This window comes from Rhodovulum sp. MB263, assembly GCF_002073975.1.
In the GTDB taxonomy this organism is placed as follows: domain Bacteria; phylum Pseudomonadota; class Alphaproteobacteria; order Rhodobacterales; family Rhodobacteraceae; genus Rhodovulum.
In genome coordinates, this window is sequence record NZ_CP020384.1 from 2906262 (window position 1) to 2923450 (window position 17189).

15 protein-coding genes are annotated in these 17189 nt (G+C 68.6%); 4 read left to right on the forward strand and 11 right to left on the reverse strand.

All coding sequences use genetic code 11. The features are described 5' to 3' along the window. Positions 1 to 155: 155 nt before the first annotated feature. From B5V46_RS13565 to B5V46_RS13575, 3 genes are read right to left on the reverse strand one after another with little or no spacing between them, the layout of a single operon-like run. Positions 156 to 1526, reverse strand: coding sequence for a glutamate--cysteine ligase (locus B5V46_RS13565; RefSeq protein ID WP_080617098.1), 1371 nt, complete (start codon positions 1524 to 1526; stop codon positions 156 to 158). A 60-nt stretch (positions 1527 to 1586) separates the two neighbouring features. After that, positions 1587 to 2108 carry a hypothetical protein gene (locus B5V46_RS13570; RefSeq protein ID WP_042463615.1) on the reverse strand — a complete coding sequence of 174 codons (522 nt, stop codon included), beginning with the start codon at positions 2106 to 2108 and terminating at the stop codon, positions 1587 to 1589. After that, positions 2105 to 2839: a 16S rRNA (uracil(1498)-N(3))-methyltransferase gene (locus B5V46_RS13575; RefSeq protein WP_080617099.1), complete on the reverse strand. Its 735-nt coding sequence runs from the start codon at positions 2837 to 2839 to the stop codon at positions 2105 to 2107. The genes B5V46_RS13570 and B5V46_RS13575 overlap by 4 nt, the downstream gene beginning before the upstream one ends. A gap of 13 nt (positions 2840 to 2852) precedes the next feature. Here B5V46_RS13575 and ubiA point away from each other — a divergent pair, with 13 nt between their 5' ends. The 3 genes from ubiA (at position 2853) to B5V46_RS13590 (ending at position 6234) form a co-directional block, all read left to right on the forward strand. Next, positions 2853 to 3842 (forward strand): 4-hydroxybenzoate octaprenyltransferase, encoded by a 990-nt coding sequence (gene ubiA / locus B5V46_RS13580; protein WP_080617100.1) that lies wholly within the window; start codon positions 2853 to 2855, stop codon positions 3840 to 3842. 63 nt (positions 3843 to 3905) lie between these two features. Continuing rightward, positions 3906 to 5921: an OmpA family protein gene (locus B5V46_RS13585; protein WP_080617101.1), complete on the forward strand. Its 2016-nt coding sequence runs from the start codon at positions 3906 to 3908 to the stop codon at positions 5919 to 5921. Then, positions 5908 to 6234 (forward strand): hypothetical protein, encoded by a 327-nt coding sequence (locus tag B5V46_RS13590; protein ID WP_080617102.1) that lies wholly within the window; start codon positions 5908 to 5910, stop codon positions 6232 to 6234. Before B5V46_RS13585 ends, B5V46_RS13590 begins: the two co-directional genes overlap by 14 nt. A gap of 52 nt (positions 6235 to 6286) precedes the next feature. Here the strand turns inward: B5V46_RS13590 and B5V46_RS13595 are convergent, their stop codons facing one another. Continuing rightward, positions 6287 to 7048 (reverse strand): sulfite exporter TauE/SafE family protein, encoded by a 762-nt coding sequence (locus B5V46_RS13595; protein ID WP_080617103.1) that lies wholly within the window; start codon positions 7046 to 7048, stop codon positions 6287 to 6289. A 160-nt stretch (positions 7049 to 7208) separates the two neighbouring features. On the opposite strand from B5V46_RS13595, the gene B5V46_RS13600 reads away from it, so the two are divergent. Continuing rightward, a complete protein-coding gene (locus B5V46_RS13600; protein WP_080617104.1) occupies positions 7209 to 8891 on the forward strand; it encodes an acyl-CoA dehydrogenase family protein in 1683 nt (560 codons plus the stop codon). A gap of 348 nt (positions 8892 to 9239) precedes the next feature. Here the strand turns inward: B5V46_RS13600 and mvaD are convergent, their stop codons facing one another. The 7 genes from mvaD to B5V46_RS13635 all read right to left on the reverse strand — a co-directional run bounded on the left by mvaD (position 9240) and on the right by B5V46_RS13635 (position 16757). Next, a complete protein-coding gene (gene mvaD, locus B5V46_RS13605; RefSeq protein WP_080617105.1) occupies positions 9240 to 10250 on the reverse strand; it encodes a diphosphomevalonate decarboxylase in 1011 nt (336 codons plus the stop codon). Further along, positions 10243 to 11175: a mevalonate kinase gene (locus B5V46_RS13610; protein ID WP_080617106.1), complete on the reverse strand. Its 933-nt coding sequence runs from the start codon at positions 11173 to 11175 to the stop codon at positions 10243 to 10245. Before B5V46_RS13610 ends, mvaD begins: the two co-directional genes overlap by 8 nt. Further along, on the reverse strand, positions 11172 to 12278 hold the full coding sequence (locus B5V46_RS13615; protein ID WP_080617107.1) for a mevalonate kinase: 1107 nt from the start codon (positions 12276 to 12278) through the stop codon (positions 11172 to 11174). Before B5V46_RS13615 ends, B5V46_RS13610 begins: the two co-directional genes overlap by 4 nt. A gap of 241 nt (positions 12279 to 12519) precedes the next feature. Next, positions 12520 to 13845, reverse strand: a complete 1326-nt coding sequence (locus tag B5V46_RS13620; RefSeq protein ID WP_231119121.1) for a TRAP transporter large permease subunit — start codon at positions 13843 to 13845, stop codon at positions 12520 to 12522. Further along, the gene (locus B5V46_RS13625) at positions 13842 to 14333 is read right to left on the reverse strand and encodes a TRAP transporter small permease subunit (protein WP_080617108.1); all 492 of its coding nucleotides are present in this window, start codon (positions 14331 to 14333) and stop codon (positions 13842 to 13844) included. The genes B5V46_RS13620 and B5V46_RS13625 overlap by 4 nt, the downstream gene beginning before the upstream one ends. A 59-nt stretch (positions 14334 to 14392) precedes the next feature. After that, entirely contained in the window at positions 14393 to 15427 is a 1035-nt protein-coding gene (dctP, locus tag B5V46_RS13630; RefSeq protein WP_080617109.1) for a TRAP transporter substrate-binding protein DctP, read from the reverse strand. 25 nt (positions 15428 to 15452) lie between these two features. After that, complete coding sequence (locus tag B5V46_RS13635) at positions 15453 to 16757, reverse strand: hydroxymethylglutaryl-CoA reductase, degradative (protein ID WP_080618061.1); 1305 nt, start codon at positions 16755 to 16757, stop codon at positions 15453 to 15455. Between the last annotated feature and the right edge of the window lie 432 nt (positions 16758 to 17189).

A 17189-nucleotide genomic window follows, 5' to 3' on the forward strand; every position in this document is an offset into this window, starting at 1 on the left:
TGCAGCTCATTTCCGAGTGTTTTTATCAACTACCGGAAATCGAAATGCAAAGCCCTTCTTGCAACCCGGCCGGGGGCGGGCTGACACAAGACGGATGTTCCGCCCCGGTCAGAGGGGCGGAGAGGCGCAGGAGCGGGCCGCGATGCCGGTCCCTGTCAGTAGCTGAAATCCGCGTAGATCCGGCTCAGATCGCCGTTCCAGTCGCCATTGTAATGGTCGAGCAGCTCGTCGGCCGGGGTCTTGCCGGTCTCGACGCTGTCCTCCAGCGCATGCAGGAAATGGCGTTCGTCCTGGACCATGCCGCCCAGCCCGGGCCGGGCGCGGGCCTTGAGCCCGCCGCGGGCGATATCGATCACCTGCCGGGCAAGGCCCAGCATCTTCACGCCATTCACCTCGGCATCGAGCCCGTCGGTGGCGGCGGCGACGCGCCAGGCCTCGCGGGTCTCGGCATCCCAGTCCTTGACCAGATCCCAGGCGGCATCGAGCGCGCCCTGATCGTAGGTCAGCCCGACCCAGAGCGCGGGAAGCGCGCAAAGCCTGCGCCACGGCCCGCCATCGGCGCCGCGCATCTCGATGAATTTCTTCATCCGCGCCTCGGGGAAGATCGTCGTCAGGTGATCGGCCCAGTCCGACAGCGTCGGCACCTCGCCCGGCAGCGCGGGCAGACGGCCGGCCATGAAATCACGGAAGGACTGGCCCAGAGCGTCGATATAGCGGCCGTCGCGATAGACGAAATACATCGGCACATCGAGGGCATAGTCGACATAGCGCTCGAAGCCGAACCCGTCCTCGAAGACGAAGGGCAGCATGCCGGTACGCGCCGCGTCGAGATCGCGCCAGACCCGGCTGCGCCAGGATTTCATGCCATTGGGCTTGCCGTCGAGGAAGGGCGAATTGGCGAACAGCGCGGTCGCGACGGGTTGCAGCGCCAGCGCCACCCGCAGCTTCTGCACCATGTCGACCTCGGAGCCGAAATCGAGATTCACCTGGACCGTGCAGGTCCGGTACATCATCGTCTTGCCCATGGTCCCGACCCGGTCCATGTAATCGGTCATCAGCCGGTAACGCCCCTTGGGCATCATCGGCATGTCCTCATGGCTCCAGATCGGGGCGGCGCCGAGGCCGATGAAGCCGACGCCGATCTCGTCGGCCACGCCCTTCACCTCGCGCAGATGCTCGGTGACCTCGTCGCAGGTCTGGTGGATGGTCTCGAGCGGCGCGCCCGACAGTTCCAGCTGGCCGCCCGGCTCGAGGCTGACATTGGCGCCGTCCTTCTGCAGCCCGATGAGGTTCTCGCCCTCCATCACCGGCGCCCAGCCATGGCGGTCGCGCAGCCCCTCCATCACCGCCTTGACCGAGCGCGGCCCGTCATAGGGAATGGGCTTCAGCGCATCCTTGCAATAGCCGAACTTCTCGTGCTCGGTGCCGATCCGCCAGTCGGGCTTGGGCTTGCAGCCCGAGGCCAGGTATTCGACCAGTTGCTCATGGGATTCGATCGGGCCGCCGCCGGACTGGGGAATGGACATGGGCCAGCGGCCTCCATTTGTTCGCTCGTTTTCCGGCCAAGACCTGCGATGCGGGCGGGCTCAAGTCAAGGCCGGGCGAACGATCCTCGACCAGACCGTCACCGGCCCGTCTTCGGGAGAGCGGTCGAGCGCCGAAAGGATGGTGCGCGGATTGGCGCAGGGCAGCGCCATGAACACATCGAACAGCGCCTCGGCGCCCCGGGCCGATGCCGGGATCGTGACCGCCGGAAAGCGGGTCTGGGTCAGCCGCCAGCCCCGCGCGCCAGTCTCGTCGAAGACCATCTCGATGGCGCGGATCTCGCTCAGCGCGACAAAGCCGCCGCCCTGGGGCGCCAGATAGGTGATCTGGCCCTCGTCGACCCGCACGAGGCCGGGGCCGTCGCCCGCGATGCGGAACCGGGCGCGGCGGATCGCCACGAAGCCCAGCGCAAGGCCAAGCCCCAGCGCCAGCAGGCCCAGCGCCTGGAAGAAATACCCGCCCAGCCCGAAGAGCCAGAGCCCGCCCAGCGCCACCGCGCCCGAAGCGATCAGCTCGCGCCAGCGCGACAGCGCCGCGACCGCCTCGGGCCGCAGGAAGCTCACCCCCAGTCCCCCAGCGCCTGCTGCCAGACCGTCAGCGCGGCCACGGCCGCGGTATCGGCGCGCAGCACCCGCGGCCCCAGACTGACCGGATGGGCGAAGGGCAACGCCCGAAGCCGGGCGCGTTCGGCATCGGAGAACCCGCCTTCGGGCCCGATCAGGATCGCCCAGGGGCCCTTCGCCGCCGCGCCCAGCACCTGCCCAGCCCCCACCAGCGCCTCGTCGCAGAACATCAGGTGGCGGCTGTCATCCCAGCCATCGAGCAGCGCCGAGAGCTTCTGCAACTCGGCCACCTCGGGCACGAAGGTGCCGCCGCATTGCTCGGCAGCCTCGATCGCATGGGCCTGCAGCCGGTCGCGGCGGATGCGCTCGGAATTGGTGAAATCGGTCTGCACCGGGCAGATCCGGGCCGCGCCCAGCTCGGCCGCCTTCTCGACGATGAAATCCGTTCGCGTTTTCTTGATCGGCGCGAAGTACAGCCAGAGATCGGGCGGAAGCTGCAGCGGACGGGTCCGGCTGCGACAGATCAGCACCCCCGCACGCTTCTTCGCCTCGGCCACATCGGCCAGCCATTCCCCTGATTTACCGTCGAAAACCAGCACCGGATCGCCCGGAACCAGTCGCATCACGGCAAACAGGTAATGCGCCTGGTCGCCGGTCAGAGGAACGGTTTGCCCTTCCCCCAAGGGCTGCTCTACATAGAGCCGGATTCTTGCAGACCGAACATCGCTCATGGGGGTCATTGTTATGTCCGACATCGCCGAAACGCCAGAGGCCCGCAGCACGGCCCACCGCCAGACCGTCGGCCAGGTCGCCGATGCCGTTCAGGGCAACTGGGTCGACCGCCTCGCCCCGGCCTGGACCCGCCCCTATCTGCGTCTGTCCCGCGCCGACCGGCCGGTCGGCACCTGGCTTCTCTATCTGCCCTGCCTCTGGGGCGTGACCCTGGCCGCGGCCTCGACCGGGTTCCGCTGGTTCGATCTGTGGATCGTGCTGGGCTGCGGCATCGGCGCCTTCCTGATGCGCGGCGCGGGCTGCACCTGGAACGACATCACCGACCGCAACTTCGACGGCGAGGTCGCGCGCACCCGCTCGCGGCCGATCCCCTCGGGGCAGGTCACGGTCGCGCAGGCGGTGTTCTGGATGGTGGTGCAGTCGCTGGCCGCCTTCCTGATCCTGATCACCTTCAACATGAACGCGATCCTGATGGGCGTGGGCTCGCTGGCGCTGGTCGCGATCTATCCCTTTGCCAAGCGCTTCACGTGGTGGCCGCAGATCTTCCTTGGCCTCGCCTTCAACTGGGGCGCGATGCTGGCCTGGGTCGCCCATACCGGCAGCCTGACCCTCGCCCCGGTCCTGATGTATCTCGCGGGCATCGCCTGGACCGTGTTCTACGACACCATCTATGCCCACCAGGACAAGGAGGACGACGCGCTGATCGGGATCAAGTCGACCGCGCGTCTCTTTGGCGAAGACACGCCTTACCGCCTGCGGCAGCTGCTTCTGGGCGCGACCGCTCTGATGGTGCTGGCGGCTCTGCTGGCGCTGCTGCGCCCCGCGGGCGGTGCGGCCGCCTTCCTGGGGCTTGCCGGCGCGCTGGGCTTTGCCTTCCACATGGCCTGGCAGCTCTCGCAACTCGATACCGACGACAATGACCGCTGCCTGTCCCTGTTCCGCAGCAACCGCGATGCCGGGCTGATCCCGGTGCTTTGCTTCGGCCTCGCGATCCTGGCCTGAGCCCCACCGCCCCAATGACGATCACGAAAGGGCCCCGATGACACACCAAGCCAGGACCGGCCGATGCGACGCCTTCTTCACAAGCTGATCGTTCCCGGCGTCTTCGCGCTGGCAGCACTCGTCTGCCTCGGCGCCGCGCTGCTTGCGGTGGAGAGCATCGAAAGCCAGGCCCGGCAGGCGACCCGGGAGGCCCTGCAGGCGCGCGGCATCGACTGGGCCAGCGCCCGCACCGACGGCATGCTGATGCGCCTCTCGGGAACCGCTCCCGACGAGGCCGCACGGTTCCATGCGCTCGCGGCCGCCGGCAGCGTGGTCGACAGCACCCATCTGATCGACGAGATCGAGATTGCCGCCCCGAACCCGGTGGACGGCCCGCGCTTCTCGATCGAATTGCTGCGCAACGATACCGGCATCTCGGTGATCGGGCTGATCCCGCAAAGCTCGCGCACCGAGGCGCTGGCCAACGAGCTGTCGCGGATCGCCGGGCGACTGCCAGTGACCGACATGATGGATGTCGCCGAGGACCCGGCGCCCGATGGCTGGAATGGCGCGCTCGGGTTCGGGCTGACCGCGCTCGAGCGGCTGAAACGCTCAAAGGTCTCGATCACCGCCACGCGCGTGGCCGTCACCGCGATCTCGAACAGCGCCGAGGACAAGGCCAGGCTCGAAGGCGAGCTGCGCCGCACCGCGCCGAAGGGGCTCGAGCTCGTGCTCGAGATCTCGGCCCCCCGCCCGATCATCGCCCCCTTCACCCTGCGCTTCCTGATGGACGACGAGGGCGCCCGCTTCGATGCCTGCGCCGCCGATACCGAAGCCGCCGCGGCGCTGATCATGGCCGCCGCACGCGAAGCCGGCGCGCCCGAGGACACCAGCTGCACCCTCGGGCTCGGCGCCCCCTCGGCCGATTGGGGGCAGGCCGCCGCCCGCGGGATCTCGGCGCTCGCGGAGCTCGGCGGGGGCAGTCTCACCTTCTCGGATACCGACGTGACCCTGGTCGCCGCCGCAGGCACCACGCCTGCGCTCTTCGACCGGGTGAGCGCCACGCTGAAGGACGACCTGCCCGAGGCGTTCAAGCTGCATGCGGTCCTGCCGGCACCGCTCAAGGCCGAGGCCACGGCCGGGCCCGCCGAATTCATCGCCACGCTGAGCCCCGAGGGCCTGGTGCAGCTTCGCGGCCGCGCCACCAACGGCATGGTGCGCGATGCGACCGAAAGCTATGCGCGGTCGCGCTTCGGCAGCCGGCAGGTGCATTCCGCGCTGCGGCTCGACCCCGCCTTGCCCGAGGGCTGGCCGGTCAGGATGCTGGCCGGGCTCGAGGCGCTGGCGCAGCTGCGCAACGGATCGGCCATCGTCCAGCCCGATTTCGTGCAGATCAGCGGTCTGACCGAGGACAAGACCGCCCGGGCGCGGATTGCGCAGATCCTCTCCGACCGCCTGGGCAATGCACAGAATTTCGACATCAACATCACCTATCGCGCCCCGGCCGAGACCGAGGGCGCCGGCCAGACCGACCCGGCTGTCTGCGTGGCACGGATCGACGCGGCGCTTGCCAAGCGAAAGATCACCTTCGACCCCGGCTCGGCCACCATCGACGGCACCTCTCTGCGGGTGGTCGATGAAATCGCCGACATCCTGCGCGGCTGTCCGCGCGCGAAGATGGAGATCGCGGGCTATACCGACAGCCAGGGCCGCGACGAGATGAACCTGCGGCTCAGCCAGTCCCGCGCCGATGCCGTGGTCGATGCGCTGATGGCCCGGCGCGTGCTGGTCGGCAACCTGACCGCCAGGGGCTATGGCGAGGTCGACCCTGTCGCCACCAACGATACCGAAGAGGGGCGCGAGGCCAACCGGCGGATCGAGTTCCACCTGATCGACGACGGCGCCTCGACGGAAGACGCCACCGAAGAGGCGGAGGAGAGCGAGGCAAGCGGTGCCGGGGCCGGCGATGCCGTGCAGGAGGCTGCCGCAGAGGATGACGTCGAAGCGGATGACGAGAGCGGCGAAGCCACCCCGGCCGCCACAGACGAGGACACACCGGCCGAAGCCGGCGAAGAGGACACGACCGATGGACAGGACTGAATTCATTCTGGTCACCAGCGTCATGCTGTTCGTGGCCTTCGCCCTGGGCTGGGTCGCCTGCTGGCTGGTGCAGCGGCTCGGCCGCACGACCACCGCCGACATGGGCGAACTCGACCGCATGGCCCATGCCCTGCACGAGGCCGAGGAGGCGCGCGATCAGGCTGTGGGCTATCTCGAACAGCGCGAGGCCGAGCTGACCAACCAGCTGAACCAGACCGAGGCCGAACTGAACGCGGCGATGGACGGGCTTCAGCATTCCCGCCAGGAGGCCGAGGAACTGCGCGCCTATATCGAGCGGATCAACGCCCGCTGAACCCCGAGCCGCCCCGGGCTGGCCCGAGCCGCCCCGGCCCCGGGTTCGGGCCTCAGCCCATCACGGCCTTCCGGATCAGGTTCAGCCCGGCCACCGCCAGCACCAGAAGCGTGGCGCGGCGGAACCGGGTCGGGTCGAGCCGGTCCTGCAGCCGCAGCCCGGCCCACATGCCGAGCGCGGCAGGCAGCACCAGCGCGGCCGAGAAGGGCAGGCTTTGCGCGTTCAGCACGCCCGAGCCCAGATGCGCGAACAAAAGCATCGCCGAGCCGATCAGGAACACCACCCCCTGCACCCGGATCATCTCTGTCTTCTCGGTGTTGAAGGACAGCAGATAGGCGATCACCGGCGGCCCCCAGACCCCAGAGATCCCGCCGAAGAATCCGCCGGTCAGCCCCATCGCGATCTCGGCCCTGCCCCGGTGGCGGGCGGGCAGGATCAGCTGCCGCCCCGCCAGCTGCGAGAGGGTGAAGATCGTGATCGGCCCCCCGATCAGCAGATAGAGCACGCGGTCCGAGAGGACCGGAACCAGCGGCGCGCTGAGACAGATCGCCAGCACCACGCAGCCGATCAGCAACCGGTAGCGCGTGATCGATTCCCAGGCCGCCGCCGCCCCCTGCCGGAACGCCTGGGCCAGATTGGTCAGCAGCGTCGCCAGCACCAGCCCGGCCAGCGCCAGCTCGGCCGGCAGAAAGCTCGACAGGCCCGAAATCAGGATCATCGGCAGGGCGAAGCCGACAGCGCCCTTGACGACCCCTGCGACAAGCGCAACCCCGACGGCCGCGACAAACAGATATATATCTATACCAAATATCATCTCCGCCTCCCGCTCCGGCTATATACCGCACCGGCTCTTGCCGCAGCCGCAAAAACAGCGCGATCATTATCCTTCAATATCATCGCCTCAATTGAATTTTTGTTGCGCTGCAGCTGCGAAAGCCCTATGTCACGGCAAGCCCGAAGGAAGGAGACGATTCATGCCCCATGACGGTCAGGACAGGCCCGCCGAACAGGCGCTGCTCGCCGATCTTCTGACGCTGACCGAGGCCGCGCTCGGCCCCGTCGACGCGGTGACCGAGGCCGCGCGCACCGCGCTCGCCGCCCGCGTGACCGAAGAGGGCCGTGTCTCGGGCCGCCTTGTCGAGGCCGAACAGCATGCCGCCCACGGGCTGGCCTGGCTGGCGACCTATGCCCGGGCACTGCGCCAGATGCGGGGCTGGGCCGACCGGCTGACCGAACAGGGCAAATTCGGCGAGATCGAACAGCTGATCCTGCAGATCGCCTTCGGCGAATACCTGGCCCAGATCGCGGGCGGCATCCCGATGAGCCAGGGCGAGATCGTCCGCCTGCCCGAGCTTGGCGTCTCGTCCGAGGCCCATCACGCCTTCTATTCCGACGCGGTCAGCGCGCTGATCCGGGGCGGCAACACACCCGCCGCCCGCGCCCGCCTGGTGGCGCTGATGCGCGAGCAGATCGCCAATGTCACGCTGGGGGCGACCGGGCTCGATGACGAGCTCGAGATGATCCGCGAGCAGTTCCGCCGCTTTGCCCTCGACCGGGTCGAGCCCAATGCCCATGACTGGCACCTGAACGACACGCTGATCCCGATGGAGATCATCGAGGAGATGGCCGAGCTGGGCGTGTTCGGGCTGACCATCCCCGAGGAGTTCGGCGGTTTCGGCCTGTCCAAGGCCTCGATGTGCGTCGTTTCCGAGGAGCTGTCGCGCGGCTATATCGGCGTGGGCTCGCTTGGCACCCGCTCCGAGATCGCGGCCGAGCTGATCCTCTGCGGCGGCACCGACGCGCAGAAGGCGCATTGGCTGCCCAGGATCGCCTCTGGCGAGATCCTTCCCACGGCGGTCTTCACCGAACCCAATACCGGGTCCGATCTCGGCGCGCTCCGGACGCGTGCGGTCAGGGCTGGCGAGACCTATGAGGTGACCGGCAACAAGACCTGGATCACCCATGCCGCCCGCGCCCATGTGATGACGTTGCTGGCGCGGACCGATCCCGAGACCACCAATTACAAGGGCCTCTCGATGTTCCTGGCCGAGAAGACGCCCGGCACCGAGGACGATCCCTTCCCCACCCCCGGCATGACCGGCGGCGAGATCGAGGTTCTGGGCTATCGCGGCATGAAGGAATACGAGCTTGGCTTCGACCGCTTCGAGGTTCCGGCCGAGAACCTTCTGGGCGGGGTCGAGGGCCAGGGCTTCAAGCAGCTGATGCAGACCTTCGAATCGGCCCGGATCCAGACCGCGGCGCGCGCCATCGGCGTGGCGCAATCGGCACTCGATGTCTCGATGCGCTATGCCGAGGACCGCAAGCAGTTCGGCAAGCCGCTGATCGCCTTCCCGCGGGTCGCCGACAAGCTCGCCATGATGGCGGTCGAGATCATGGTGGCGCGCCAGCTCACCTATTTCGCGGCCGGCGAGAAGGACCATGACCGGCGCTGCGATCTCGAGGCCGGCATGGCCAAGCTGCTGGGCGCCCGCGTTGCCTGGGCGGCGGCCGATAACGGGTTGCAGATCCATGGCGGTAATGGCTTCGCGCTGGAATACACGATCAGCCGCATCCTTTGCGACGCGCGCATCCTGAACATCTTCGAGGGCGCCGCCGAGATCCAGGCGCAGGTCATCGCGCGCCGCGTCCTGGGCTGAGCGCCAACAGTCGTCTCTCCGGGCGCTCCGGCCTCAGGGCCGGGGCTGTCCGGAGAGCCTGGTCTTGCTTCCCCCTGGGCGCCACAAGCCGCGCCGAAGCCGGGGCAGCAACTGGAGCGATGAAGAAAACGCCTCCCTGCCCCGCCCGACCCCGGCGCGGCGAGCCATGATTAGCTCGGTCAGACCTGTATTCCGTACGCAGCCATAGGGCGACGATACCATCGCCACGACCTCGCCGAAGCCATCGCGAGGCTCCGACCGGAGCTACCCGCGCTCGCGCGCGACATGGCTGCGATGCACAGGCGATGGGGGCGGATTTGCAGGCTCTTCGGGCTCGGGAAGCGGCCGTCAGACAGTCGCGGCCGCGCCGAAGGGCTCGACGATGACCGCCTCGGGGAAAAGCTCGGCGATGCGGGGCGCGCTGTCCTCAAGGAAGATCAGCTTGACATTGGCCCCCGCATCCATCGTGGCATAGGCCTCGAGCCCGTCCTGGCGGGCGGCCCGGAGCCGACCCAGAACCTGCCAGCTTTCCGGCTTGAGATAGCACAGCGCCGGGCGCGCGGCGATCATGGTGGCATGCATGGCCAGCGCATTGGCCTCGGCCAGCGCACCGAGCCGGGGGAAGTCGCGGTCGCGGATCGCGGCCTCGATGGCGGTGCAATCGGCCTCGGCCTGCGCGGGCCATTGCCCGAAAAGCGGGCTCGTCGCGACCGTATGGCCCATGCCGTCGCGAGAGGAGCGGCTTTTTGGGCCGGTATCGACCCGGACGATGGCAATGCGGAACTCGGGCCAGACCTCGGGCAGCGGGCGGGCGAAACTGTCGGTCCCGTCCTCGCGCGTGCCGCGCTCCCACCGCACGAAGCCGTGCCAGAGCGAGCGCGTGGCCGAGCCCGAGCCGAACCGCGCCAGCATGCTGAGCCTGTCCTCGGCCAGATCCAGCCCGAAGCTGCCCGCAAGCGCCCGGGTCAGCGCGGCAAAGCCCGAGGCCGACGAGGCCAGCCCCGCCGCGGTCGGAATGGTGTTCTCGGTCACGACATGCAGCGGCAGGGTCTGGCCGCGCCGGAACCGGTCGGCAAAGGCCACGACCTTGCGGGCAAAGCCGGTCTCGGGGCCAAGCCGCGCGCCATTCAGCCAGACCGCGTCAGTACCGTCATCGGCCGGGCCGACCCGGGTCGTCGTGCCCCACTCGGCCAGCGAGATCGACAGCGAGCTGTTCAGCGGCAGGTTCAGCCCGGCATCGCGCTTGCCCCAGTATTTCGACAGCGCGATATTGCTGGGGGCCGCGGCCGAGAATGCCACGGGCTCGGGCAGGCGCGCCGGAAGAACGGCGTCGAAGATCGCGCGGGCGCGGTCAGTCATCTATCACAAGTCCCTCTTCTGCCACCGCGACCGGCGTGAAGCCCTCGGGCCGCGCGCCCAGCGCCAGCACGCAATCGCCCAGCCCCGAGCCCGAGATCTTGGCCGCCAGCAGGCCCGGCGTCGTCTCTGCGTCGGCGATGATCCGCGACAGCGTCCCGTCAGAGACCCCAAGCTTGGTCATCTGTCCCTGATAGCGGGTCAGCGCTGCGCCGAATGCCGTCCAGTCCTGCGCCTGTGCCGCTGCAATCGCCGCCGCGGCACAGGCCCCCATCCGGTCGTAAAGCGCGGCGAACTCGGCCTCGCGGCCCGCCATCGCTCCGGCGATCCGGGCCAGCACCTCGGCCGTGGGCGTCTTGTAGCCCGCATAGCGCAGGCCGAGCGCGGGCGGCAAAGGCAGCCGGTCGATCCATGCGCGGGCGGTCTCGGGCGGCGCGCCGGTCAGCATGTCGGCCCCAAGCCGATAGGCATTCATGCCGCCCCTGAGGCTTGCCGCCAGATCGGCCCCGCTGCCCCGTCCCTGGATCTGCCGCACGATCGCCAGCGCGCCGGTATGAAGCCCCTCTGTGGGCGCGCCGCTCAGCCGGGCGAAGGCGCCAAGGGCCGCCACCGTCACGGCGGCCGAAGACCCGAGCCCAAGCGTCGGGTCGATCTCGGAGCGGATCTCGAGCCGCGCGCCAGAGGACAGACGCCCGGCAAAGCGCGCGGCCGCGGCCAGCACGAAGCGATAGGGCCCCTCGACCGCGATCCGGTCGAGATCGACCGTGGCCGGCTCGGCGATTTCCGAGACGATCTCGAGCCGGCGTTGCGGCAGCGGGCTCACCTCGATCTCGATACGCTGCTCGATGGCGGCGACGATGGCGGGATGGCCATAGACCACCGCATGTTCGCCGGTGATCATGATCGAGCCGGGGGCGGACACCTTCATTGCGGCGCTCCGAAGGCAGCCCCGGTGGGCGCGACCTGCAGGGGAGCCCAGCGCAGCTCGGGATGGCCTTCCATCAGACGCTCCATCTTCGGCGCTTCGGGCTGATGGACGAGGATCACGCCGCCATGTTCGCCCCGGATCGAGCCCGCGCCGCAGATCTTGGCCGCGCCCCCCGCAAGCTCGACCTCGCTTATGAAACGCGCCGCGGCCTCGGGCACGACGCCGATACGGCTCAGCAGGCGGTGATTCTCGCGCAGACTGTAAAGCGGCGAGCTGTCGGCCTCGAGCGCGGCCTGGAAAGCGTCGGTACAGGCCTCGAAGCCCTGCCACAGCGCCTGATCGCCGCCATGGGCCTCGCGCACGGCGGCCACGCATTCGCCGGTCGAGCTGGCGGGCTTGCCATGCAGCACCCAGTACCAGCCATCGCCATGCCAGAGCCCGTGACCGGACGGGATGGCGGGGGTGAAGCGATTGTCGCCCTGCACCCGGACCGCGCCGCCCTGGGTCACGGCGGCCGCGTCGATGGCCCCGCCCTTGCCATGCTGGAGCCGCTCGCAGAAGCGGACCCATTCGAAGCGCTCCTCGGTGCTGTGGAGCCGGTCGAGCAGGGTTTCGTACAGCACCATCGTCGCCGCGATGATCGAGGCCGACGAGCCCATGCCCGCGCCCAGCGGCAGCGCGCTGGTGCCGCCGAGCTGGCCCGGCACCGGCAGGCAATGGCCCGGGCTCTTGCCGGGCATCGGCAGCCGCTGCGCCAGCGACATCAGCGTGTAGACGATCAGATCGTCGGGCCGCTGCAGGATCTGCTGCACCTTCATCTCGCCGCGCAGGAAGGCCTCGAAGCGGTGATCGAGCGATTGCTTGAAATGACCGAGCGCGGAAAGCGGATAGAACGCGCCCTGCGAGACCTGGGCGAACACGGTCTTCAGCCCGTCGCTGGGATGGATCGGACGGAACCAGACCTCGGTATAGATCGCGACCGCAACGGCCAGCGCAGGCGCGCCATAGACGACGGCATGCTCGCCCGACAGGATGATCTTGCCCGGCGCATGGGCGCGCGAGGCATCCTCGGGCAGCGTCGCGGGCACAGGCTCGGCGCTCATCGGGCCGCGCCCTTGCCGGTCCGGGGCGGGCGCGCCCGACAGAGATGCATGGGATATCCGTGTGCCAAGCGAAACTCCGCGACACCGGCATCAAGCCTGCCCGGTCCGGAACGGCCGGGGCGGTCGTCGCGGCGTCGCCGCCCTTTAACGCCGCAGACCGCCCAAAGCCAAGCGAAAACCGCCTGTTGCGGACGTCGGGTCGCACCCGGATCCGGGGCGGCAGGCGCGGGCGCAGCCGGGCTCATTTGAGGCTCGGCAGCAGGGTTTCGGGCAGCCAGGTCACCAGATCCGGGAACACGACAAACAGGAGCAGCACGCCAAGCTGGATCAGGAAGAAGGGCACGATGCCGCGATAGACCTGACCGATGCCCAGCCCCGGCGGCAGCACCCCCTTGAGGTAGAAGAGCGTATAGCCGAAGGGCGGCGTGATATAGGCCATCTGCGCCGTGATCATGAACAGCACGCCGAACCAGAGCGGATCGAAGCCCAGCGCCTTGACGATGGGCAGGAAGACCGGAACGCAGAGAAGGATGGTACCGATCTCGTCGAGAAACAGCCCGAGGAAGATCAGGACCAGCACCATCGCGCCCAGCACGACCCAGCGCGAGGTCTCGAGCCCCTCGACGAAGCCCAGAAGCGAGTCTGCCCCGCCGGTGGCGGCAAAGACCGACACGAAGGCCCGGGCACCGATGGTGATCCAGAGGATCATCGCGGTCACCCGAAGCGTGTCTCCGGCCGCCTCCGACAGCATCGGCAGGCTGAGCCTGCGCGTGACCAGCGCCGACAGGGCGGCACCGAGCACCCCCACCGCCGCGGCCTCGGTAGGGGTCGCGAGCCCGGCATAGATCGAGCCCAGGACCCCCAGCACCACGAAGCCGGGCAGAACGAGGCTTTTCAGCTTGGCCAGCTTCCTGCCCAGCGGCAGATGCGGCGCGTCGGCGGGCCTCGGCGCCAGCGCGGGATTGAGCCAGGTCCGGATCAGCACATAGGCCGAATAGCTGGCAGCCAGGATCAGCCCCGGCACGATGCCCGCGGCGAACATCTGGCCGATCGACATCTGGGCGGTGATGGCAAAGACGATCGTCACCACCGAGGGCGGGATCAGGATGCCCAGCGTACCGCCCGCGCAGATCGCGCCCAAGGCCAGCGGCGGGTGATAGCCCCGCGCCAGCATCGAGGGCAGCGCCAGGATCCCCATTGCCGCCACCGCCGCGCCGACCACGCCGGTCATCGCGGCCAGGATGGTGCAGATCGCGATGGTGCCGACCGCAAGCCCGCCATTGAGCCGCGAGAACCAGGTTTCCATCGCCTCGTACAGCGCCTCGATGATACCCGATTTCTCGAGGATCGAGGCCATCAGCACGTAAAGCGGGATCGCCATCAGCGCCTCCGAGGTCATCGTCTCGAAGGTGTTCAGCACCGCGACGATCAGCGCCGAGGGCCCCCATAGAAGGATGGTCGAGATGAAGGCGATGGCGCCCAGAACGAAGGCCAGCCCCGCGCCGCTCAGCATGAAGGCCACGAGCGCGGTGAACATGAAGACGAGGACAAGCGAGCTTTCGATCACGCGTCATCCTCCGCGGCGAAGGCCAGGATGGCATCGGCCAGCGCCTGCAGGACCAGCAGCCCCGCGCCAAGCGGCAGGAAGGCCTTGGCGGGCCACACCACCGGGTTCCAGGCCGAATAGCTGGTTTCGCCATAGCTGATGGATTGCAGCACCAGCGGCAGGCTGAACCACAGAAGGATCAGCCCGAAGGCCGCCGCCAGCGCCAGCCCCGCGAGATGCAGCCCCCGCGCCAGCCGGCCTGTCGCCCGCGACGACAGCAGATCGACCGCGACATGGCCGCCGGTATGCAGCATGTAGGGCCCGCCCAGCAGGAAGAACGGCCCGAAGACCAGCGTCGCAAGCTCGGGCGCCCAGGAGGTCGGATGCGACAGGAAATAGCGCTGCACCACCTCCCAGAGCATCAGAGCCACGATGGCGTAGACCAGCCATTTCGCAAGGCCGAAAAGGCCCCGGTTGAGGGCGGTGATGAACCGGGCCAGTGTCGTCATCGGAGGCTCCGCAAGGGCGGCGCCGGGCCCCGCATGAGGCCCCGCGCGCCGGGTCGGGTCTAGAGCAGGCGCAGCTCTTTCATCAGCGCGATCTGCGAGTCCATCATCCGCCGCGACAGATCGTCGGTCGCGGCCTCGGCCCAGTATTCGATGGCGCGCCCGCGCGCCTCGAGGACATCCCCGGGATCGAGGGTCAGGATCTCGACGCCCGCCTCCTCGAACCTGGCCAGGTATTCGCCGTTCGAGACGATGATGTTCTGGCGCAGCATGCCCGAGATCTCGCGCGCGGCCACCGCCAGCGCCGCCTTCTTCTGGTCGTCGAGCGCCTCATAGGCGCGGGTATTGGCGACATAGGAGGTTGCGGTCGTGGGCTGATGCACTCCGGGCAGGATCAGGAAGGGCGCGACCTCATGCAGGCCCTCTTCGTAATTGGCCTTGATGTCGCCGCGATCGGCGATGTCGATCAGCCCCTTGTCGAGCGCCGAATAGACCTCGGAGGTCGGCAGCGGCGAGACCGAGACGCCGAAGCGCGCCATCACCGCCGAGGCCAGCCCGACGAAACGGCCCTTGAGCCCGTTCATGTCGTCGATCCGGCGGATCTCGACCCGCGAATGGATCGGCTCCTCGCCATAGACGGTCGGCGCGATATAGGTCAGGCCCGCAGGGGCATAGCTTTCGCGCGCCAGCTCCAGCCCGCCGCGTTCGTAGAACCAGGCCTCGTACTGGTCGGCCTCGGGGAAACCGAAGGGCACGGTCGACGAGAAGCCATGCGCCGGGATCCTGCCCGCGGTATAGCCGTCGAAGGTCTTCATCAGCTCGAAGGCGCCGCCCCGGACCGCATCGAAGGCCTGGGCCGAGGGCACGATCTGGCCGCCCGAGAAGGGGGTGATCTCGAAGGCGCCGCCGGTCAGTTCGGCGATCCGGGCGCAGAATTTCTCTTCATAGCGCATTGGCGTGGTGCCGCCGCCCCAGAGCGCCTGCATCCGCCATCTGGTGACGCCATCGGCCCGGGCCGCACCGGTCCGGAGGAAGGCGGGGGCGGCCAGGGCCGCGGCGCCGAGCTGCACCATCCTGCGTCGGGTCGTGTTCGTCATGGATCTGTCTCCGGTTTTCAACAGTTCAGGCACCTTTAAGCACCAGCCTGGCATGGGCGACACTGACATTGCCCGCAGCGACCATGGCTTTCGCCACCCGGTCGACCTCACCGCCCGTCGCCCCGGCGGTGATCGCGATATTTCGGGCATGAAGCGCCATGTGACCGCGCTGGATACCCTCGGTCGCCAGCGCCCGCAACGCCGCCATGTTCTGCGCCAGCCCGACCGCGGCCGTGACCTCGGCCAGTTCCCGGGCCGAAGCAATCCCCATCAGTTTCAGCGCCGCCTGCGCCGCCGGATGGGTGCGCGTGGCGCCCCCGACAATGCCCAGCGCCATCGGGATTTCCAGCGTGCCGACCAGCGCATCACCGGTGCCGATTTCCCAGGTGCTCAGCGAGGTGTAGCGCCCCGAGCGCGCGGCATAGGCATGCGCCCCCGCCTCGATCGCGCGCCAGTCATTGCCGGTGGCCACGACGACCGGGTCGATCCCGTTCATGATGCCCTTGTTATGGGTCGCGGCGCGGTAAGGGTCGATTAGCGCCAGCGCGCAGGCCTCGACGATCCGCCGCGCGACCTCGGCCCCGTCATGGGTCGTCGTGGTCAGCGCCTCGGCCGGCACCCGGACGCTGGCCGTGACCACCCGCCGGTCGGCCAGGTTCGACAGGATGCGCAGCCGCACCTGCCCGCCCGAGATCTCCTCGACCCGGGGCGCCAGCCGCTCGGCCATCGAATTGACCGCATTGGCCCCCATCGAGTCGCGCACATCCACCAGTAGATGCAGCACCGTCATCGGCCCGATCGGCGAGTTCGCGAAGACCTCGACCTCGATATCCTTGCAGCCACCGCCCAGCGCGACCAGCATGCTGTCGCGACGATTGGCCAGCGCGATCAGCTCGTCCCGATGCGCCAGAAGCCGGGCACGCGCCCCGCAGGGATCGCCGATCCCCAGGATCTGGATCTGGGCACGCATGATCGGCGCGGTCGAACTGGCCGTGAAACCGCCGCCCGCGCGGGCAAGCTTGGCCATGTAGGACGCAGCCGCCACGACCGAGGGTTCCTCGACCGCCATCGGCACCAGATAGTCGCGCCCGTTGACAACGAAATTGGTGGCGACGCCCAGCGGCAGCTCGAACGTGCCGATGACATTCTCGATCATCCCGTCGGCCCGCGACACCGAAAGCGCAGGACGATCCGACAGCGCCTCGAGCGCGTCCGGTGCAAGTCCGGCCGCCTCGGCAACCGCCCTGTGCCGCGCTGCAGGGGATTTGTCGCGCATCCCCTCGATCCGCGACAGGACGCTCGCTTCCGGCTCAGATGCGCTGTCCGTCATCTGTGTCTCCTCCCGATCCTTGTGCGGCATCCCACCGCCCCGAGTCGGGATTATCCTGAGATTTGGGCAATTTCCACCGGACTGCGCCCATTATGTTGCGGACATGCCCGCGCAGACGTCTGAGGAAGGACGGCGGGACGAGGCTGCGGCGCTCGAACCGCGCGCCTCCGATAGGCGCCTTGAGCTCGAAAGACAGGCCCGCATCTTGCCGCACCGGTACGGCCGGAAGAAAGCGCTTTGCATGGATTGCAGGCCCGCAATATCAGGGGCGAGCGGGCTCCGAAGGCGGGCAAGGCCGTCCGGCCGTCGCGGCCTCCGAACGGCCCGGCATGGTCGCAAGCCGCAGAAGAGAGGTTTCTGTTGGCCGGTATCGGGGCGGAGCCGCCTCAAGAGGACCGGGCCTAAAAGCCGATGCCCCTGAAGGGGCATCGG

Coding starts and splice junctions, on each gene's coding strand:
- mvaD (WP_080617105.1), bottom strand. CDS start 10,250: ATGACTGACCGCGCCCGCGCGATCTTCGACGCCGTTCTTCCGGCGCGC.
- B5V46_RS13565 (WP_080617098.1), bottom strand. CDS start 1,526: ATGTCCATTCCCCAGTCCGGCGGCGGCCCGATCGAATCCCATGAGCAA.
- B5V46_RS13635 (WP_080618061.1), bottom strand. CDS start 16,757: ATGACGGACAGCGCATCTGAGCCGGAAGCGAGCGTCCTGTCGCGGATC.
- B5V46_RS13610 (WP_080617106.1), bottom strand. CDS start 11,175: ATGAAGGTGTCCGCCCCCGGCTCGATCATGATCACCGGCGAACATGCG.
- B5V46_RS13575 (WP_080617099.1), bottom strand. CDS start 2,839: ATGAGCGATGTTCGGTCTGCAAGAATCCGGCTCTATGTAGAGCAGCCC.
- B5V46_RS13615 (WP_080617107.1), bottom strand. CDS start 12,278: ATGAGCGCCGAGCCTGTGCCCGCGACGCTGCCCGAGGATGCCTCGCGC.
- B5V46_RS13590 (WP_080617102.1), top strand. CDS start 5,908: ATGGACAGGACTGAATTCATTCTGGTCACCAGCGTCATGCTGTTCGTG.
- ubiA (WP_080617100.1), top strand. CDS start 2,853: ATGTCCGACATCGCCGAAACGCCAGAGGCCCGCAGCACGGCCCACCGC.
- B5V46_RS13595 (WP_080617103.1), bottom strand. CDS start 7,048: ATGATATTTGGTATAGATATATATCTGTTTGTCGCGGCCGTCGGGGTT.
- B5V46_RS13600 (WP_080617104.1), top strand. CDS start 7,209: ATGCCCCATGACGGTCAGGACAGGCCCGCCGAACAGGCGCTGCTCGCC.
- B5V46_RS13585 (WP_080617101.1), top strand. CDS start 3,906: ATGCGACGCCTTCTTCACAAGCTGATCGTTCCCGGCGTCTTCGCGCTG.
- B5V46_RS13625 (WP_080617108.1), bottom strand. CDS start 14,333: ATGACGACACTGGCCCGGTTCATCACCGCCCTCAACCGGGGCCTTTTC.
- dctP (WP_080617109.1), bottom strand. CDS start 15,427: ATGACGAACACGACCCGACGCAGGATGGTGCAGCTCGGCGCCGCGGCC.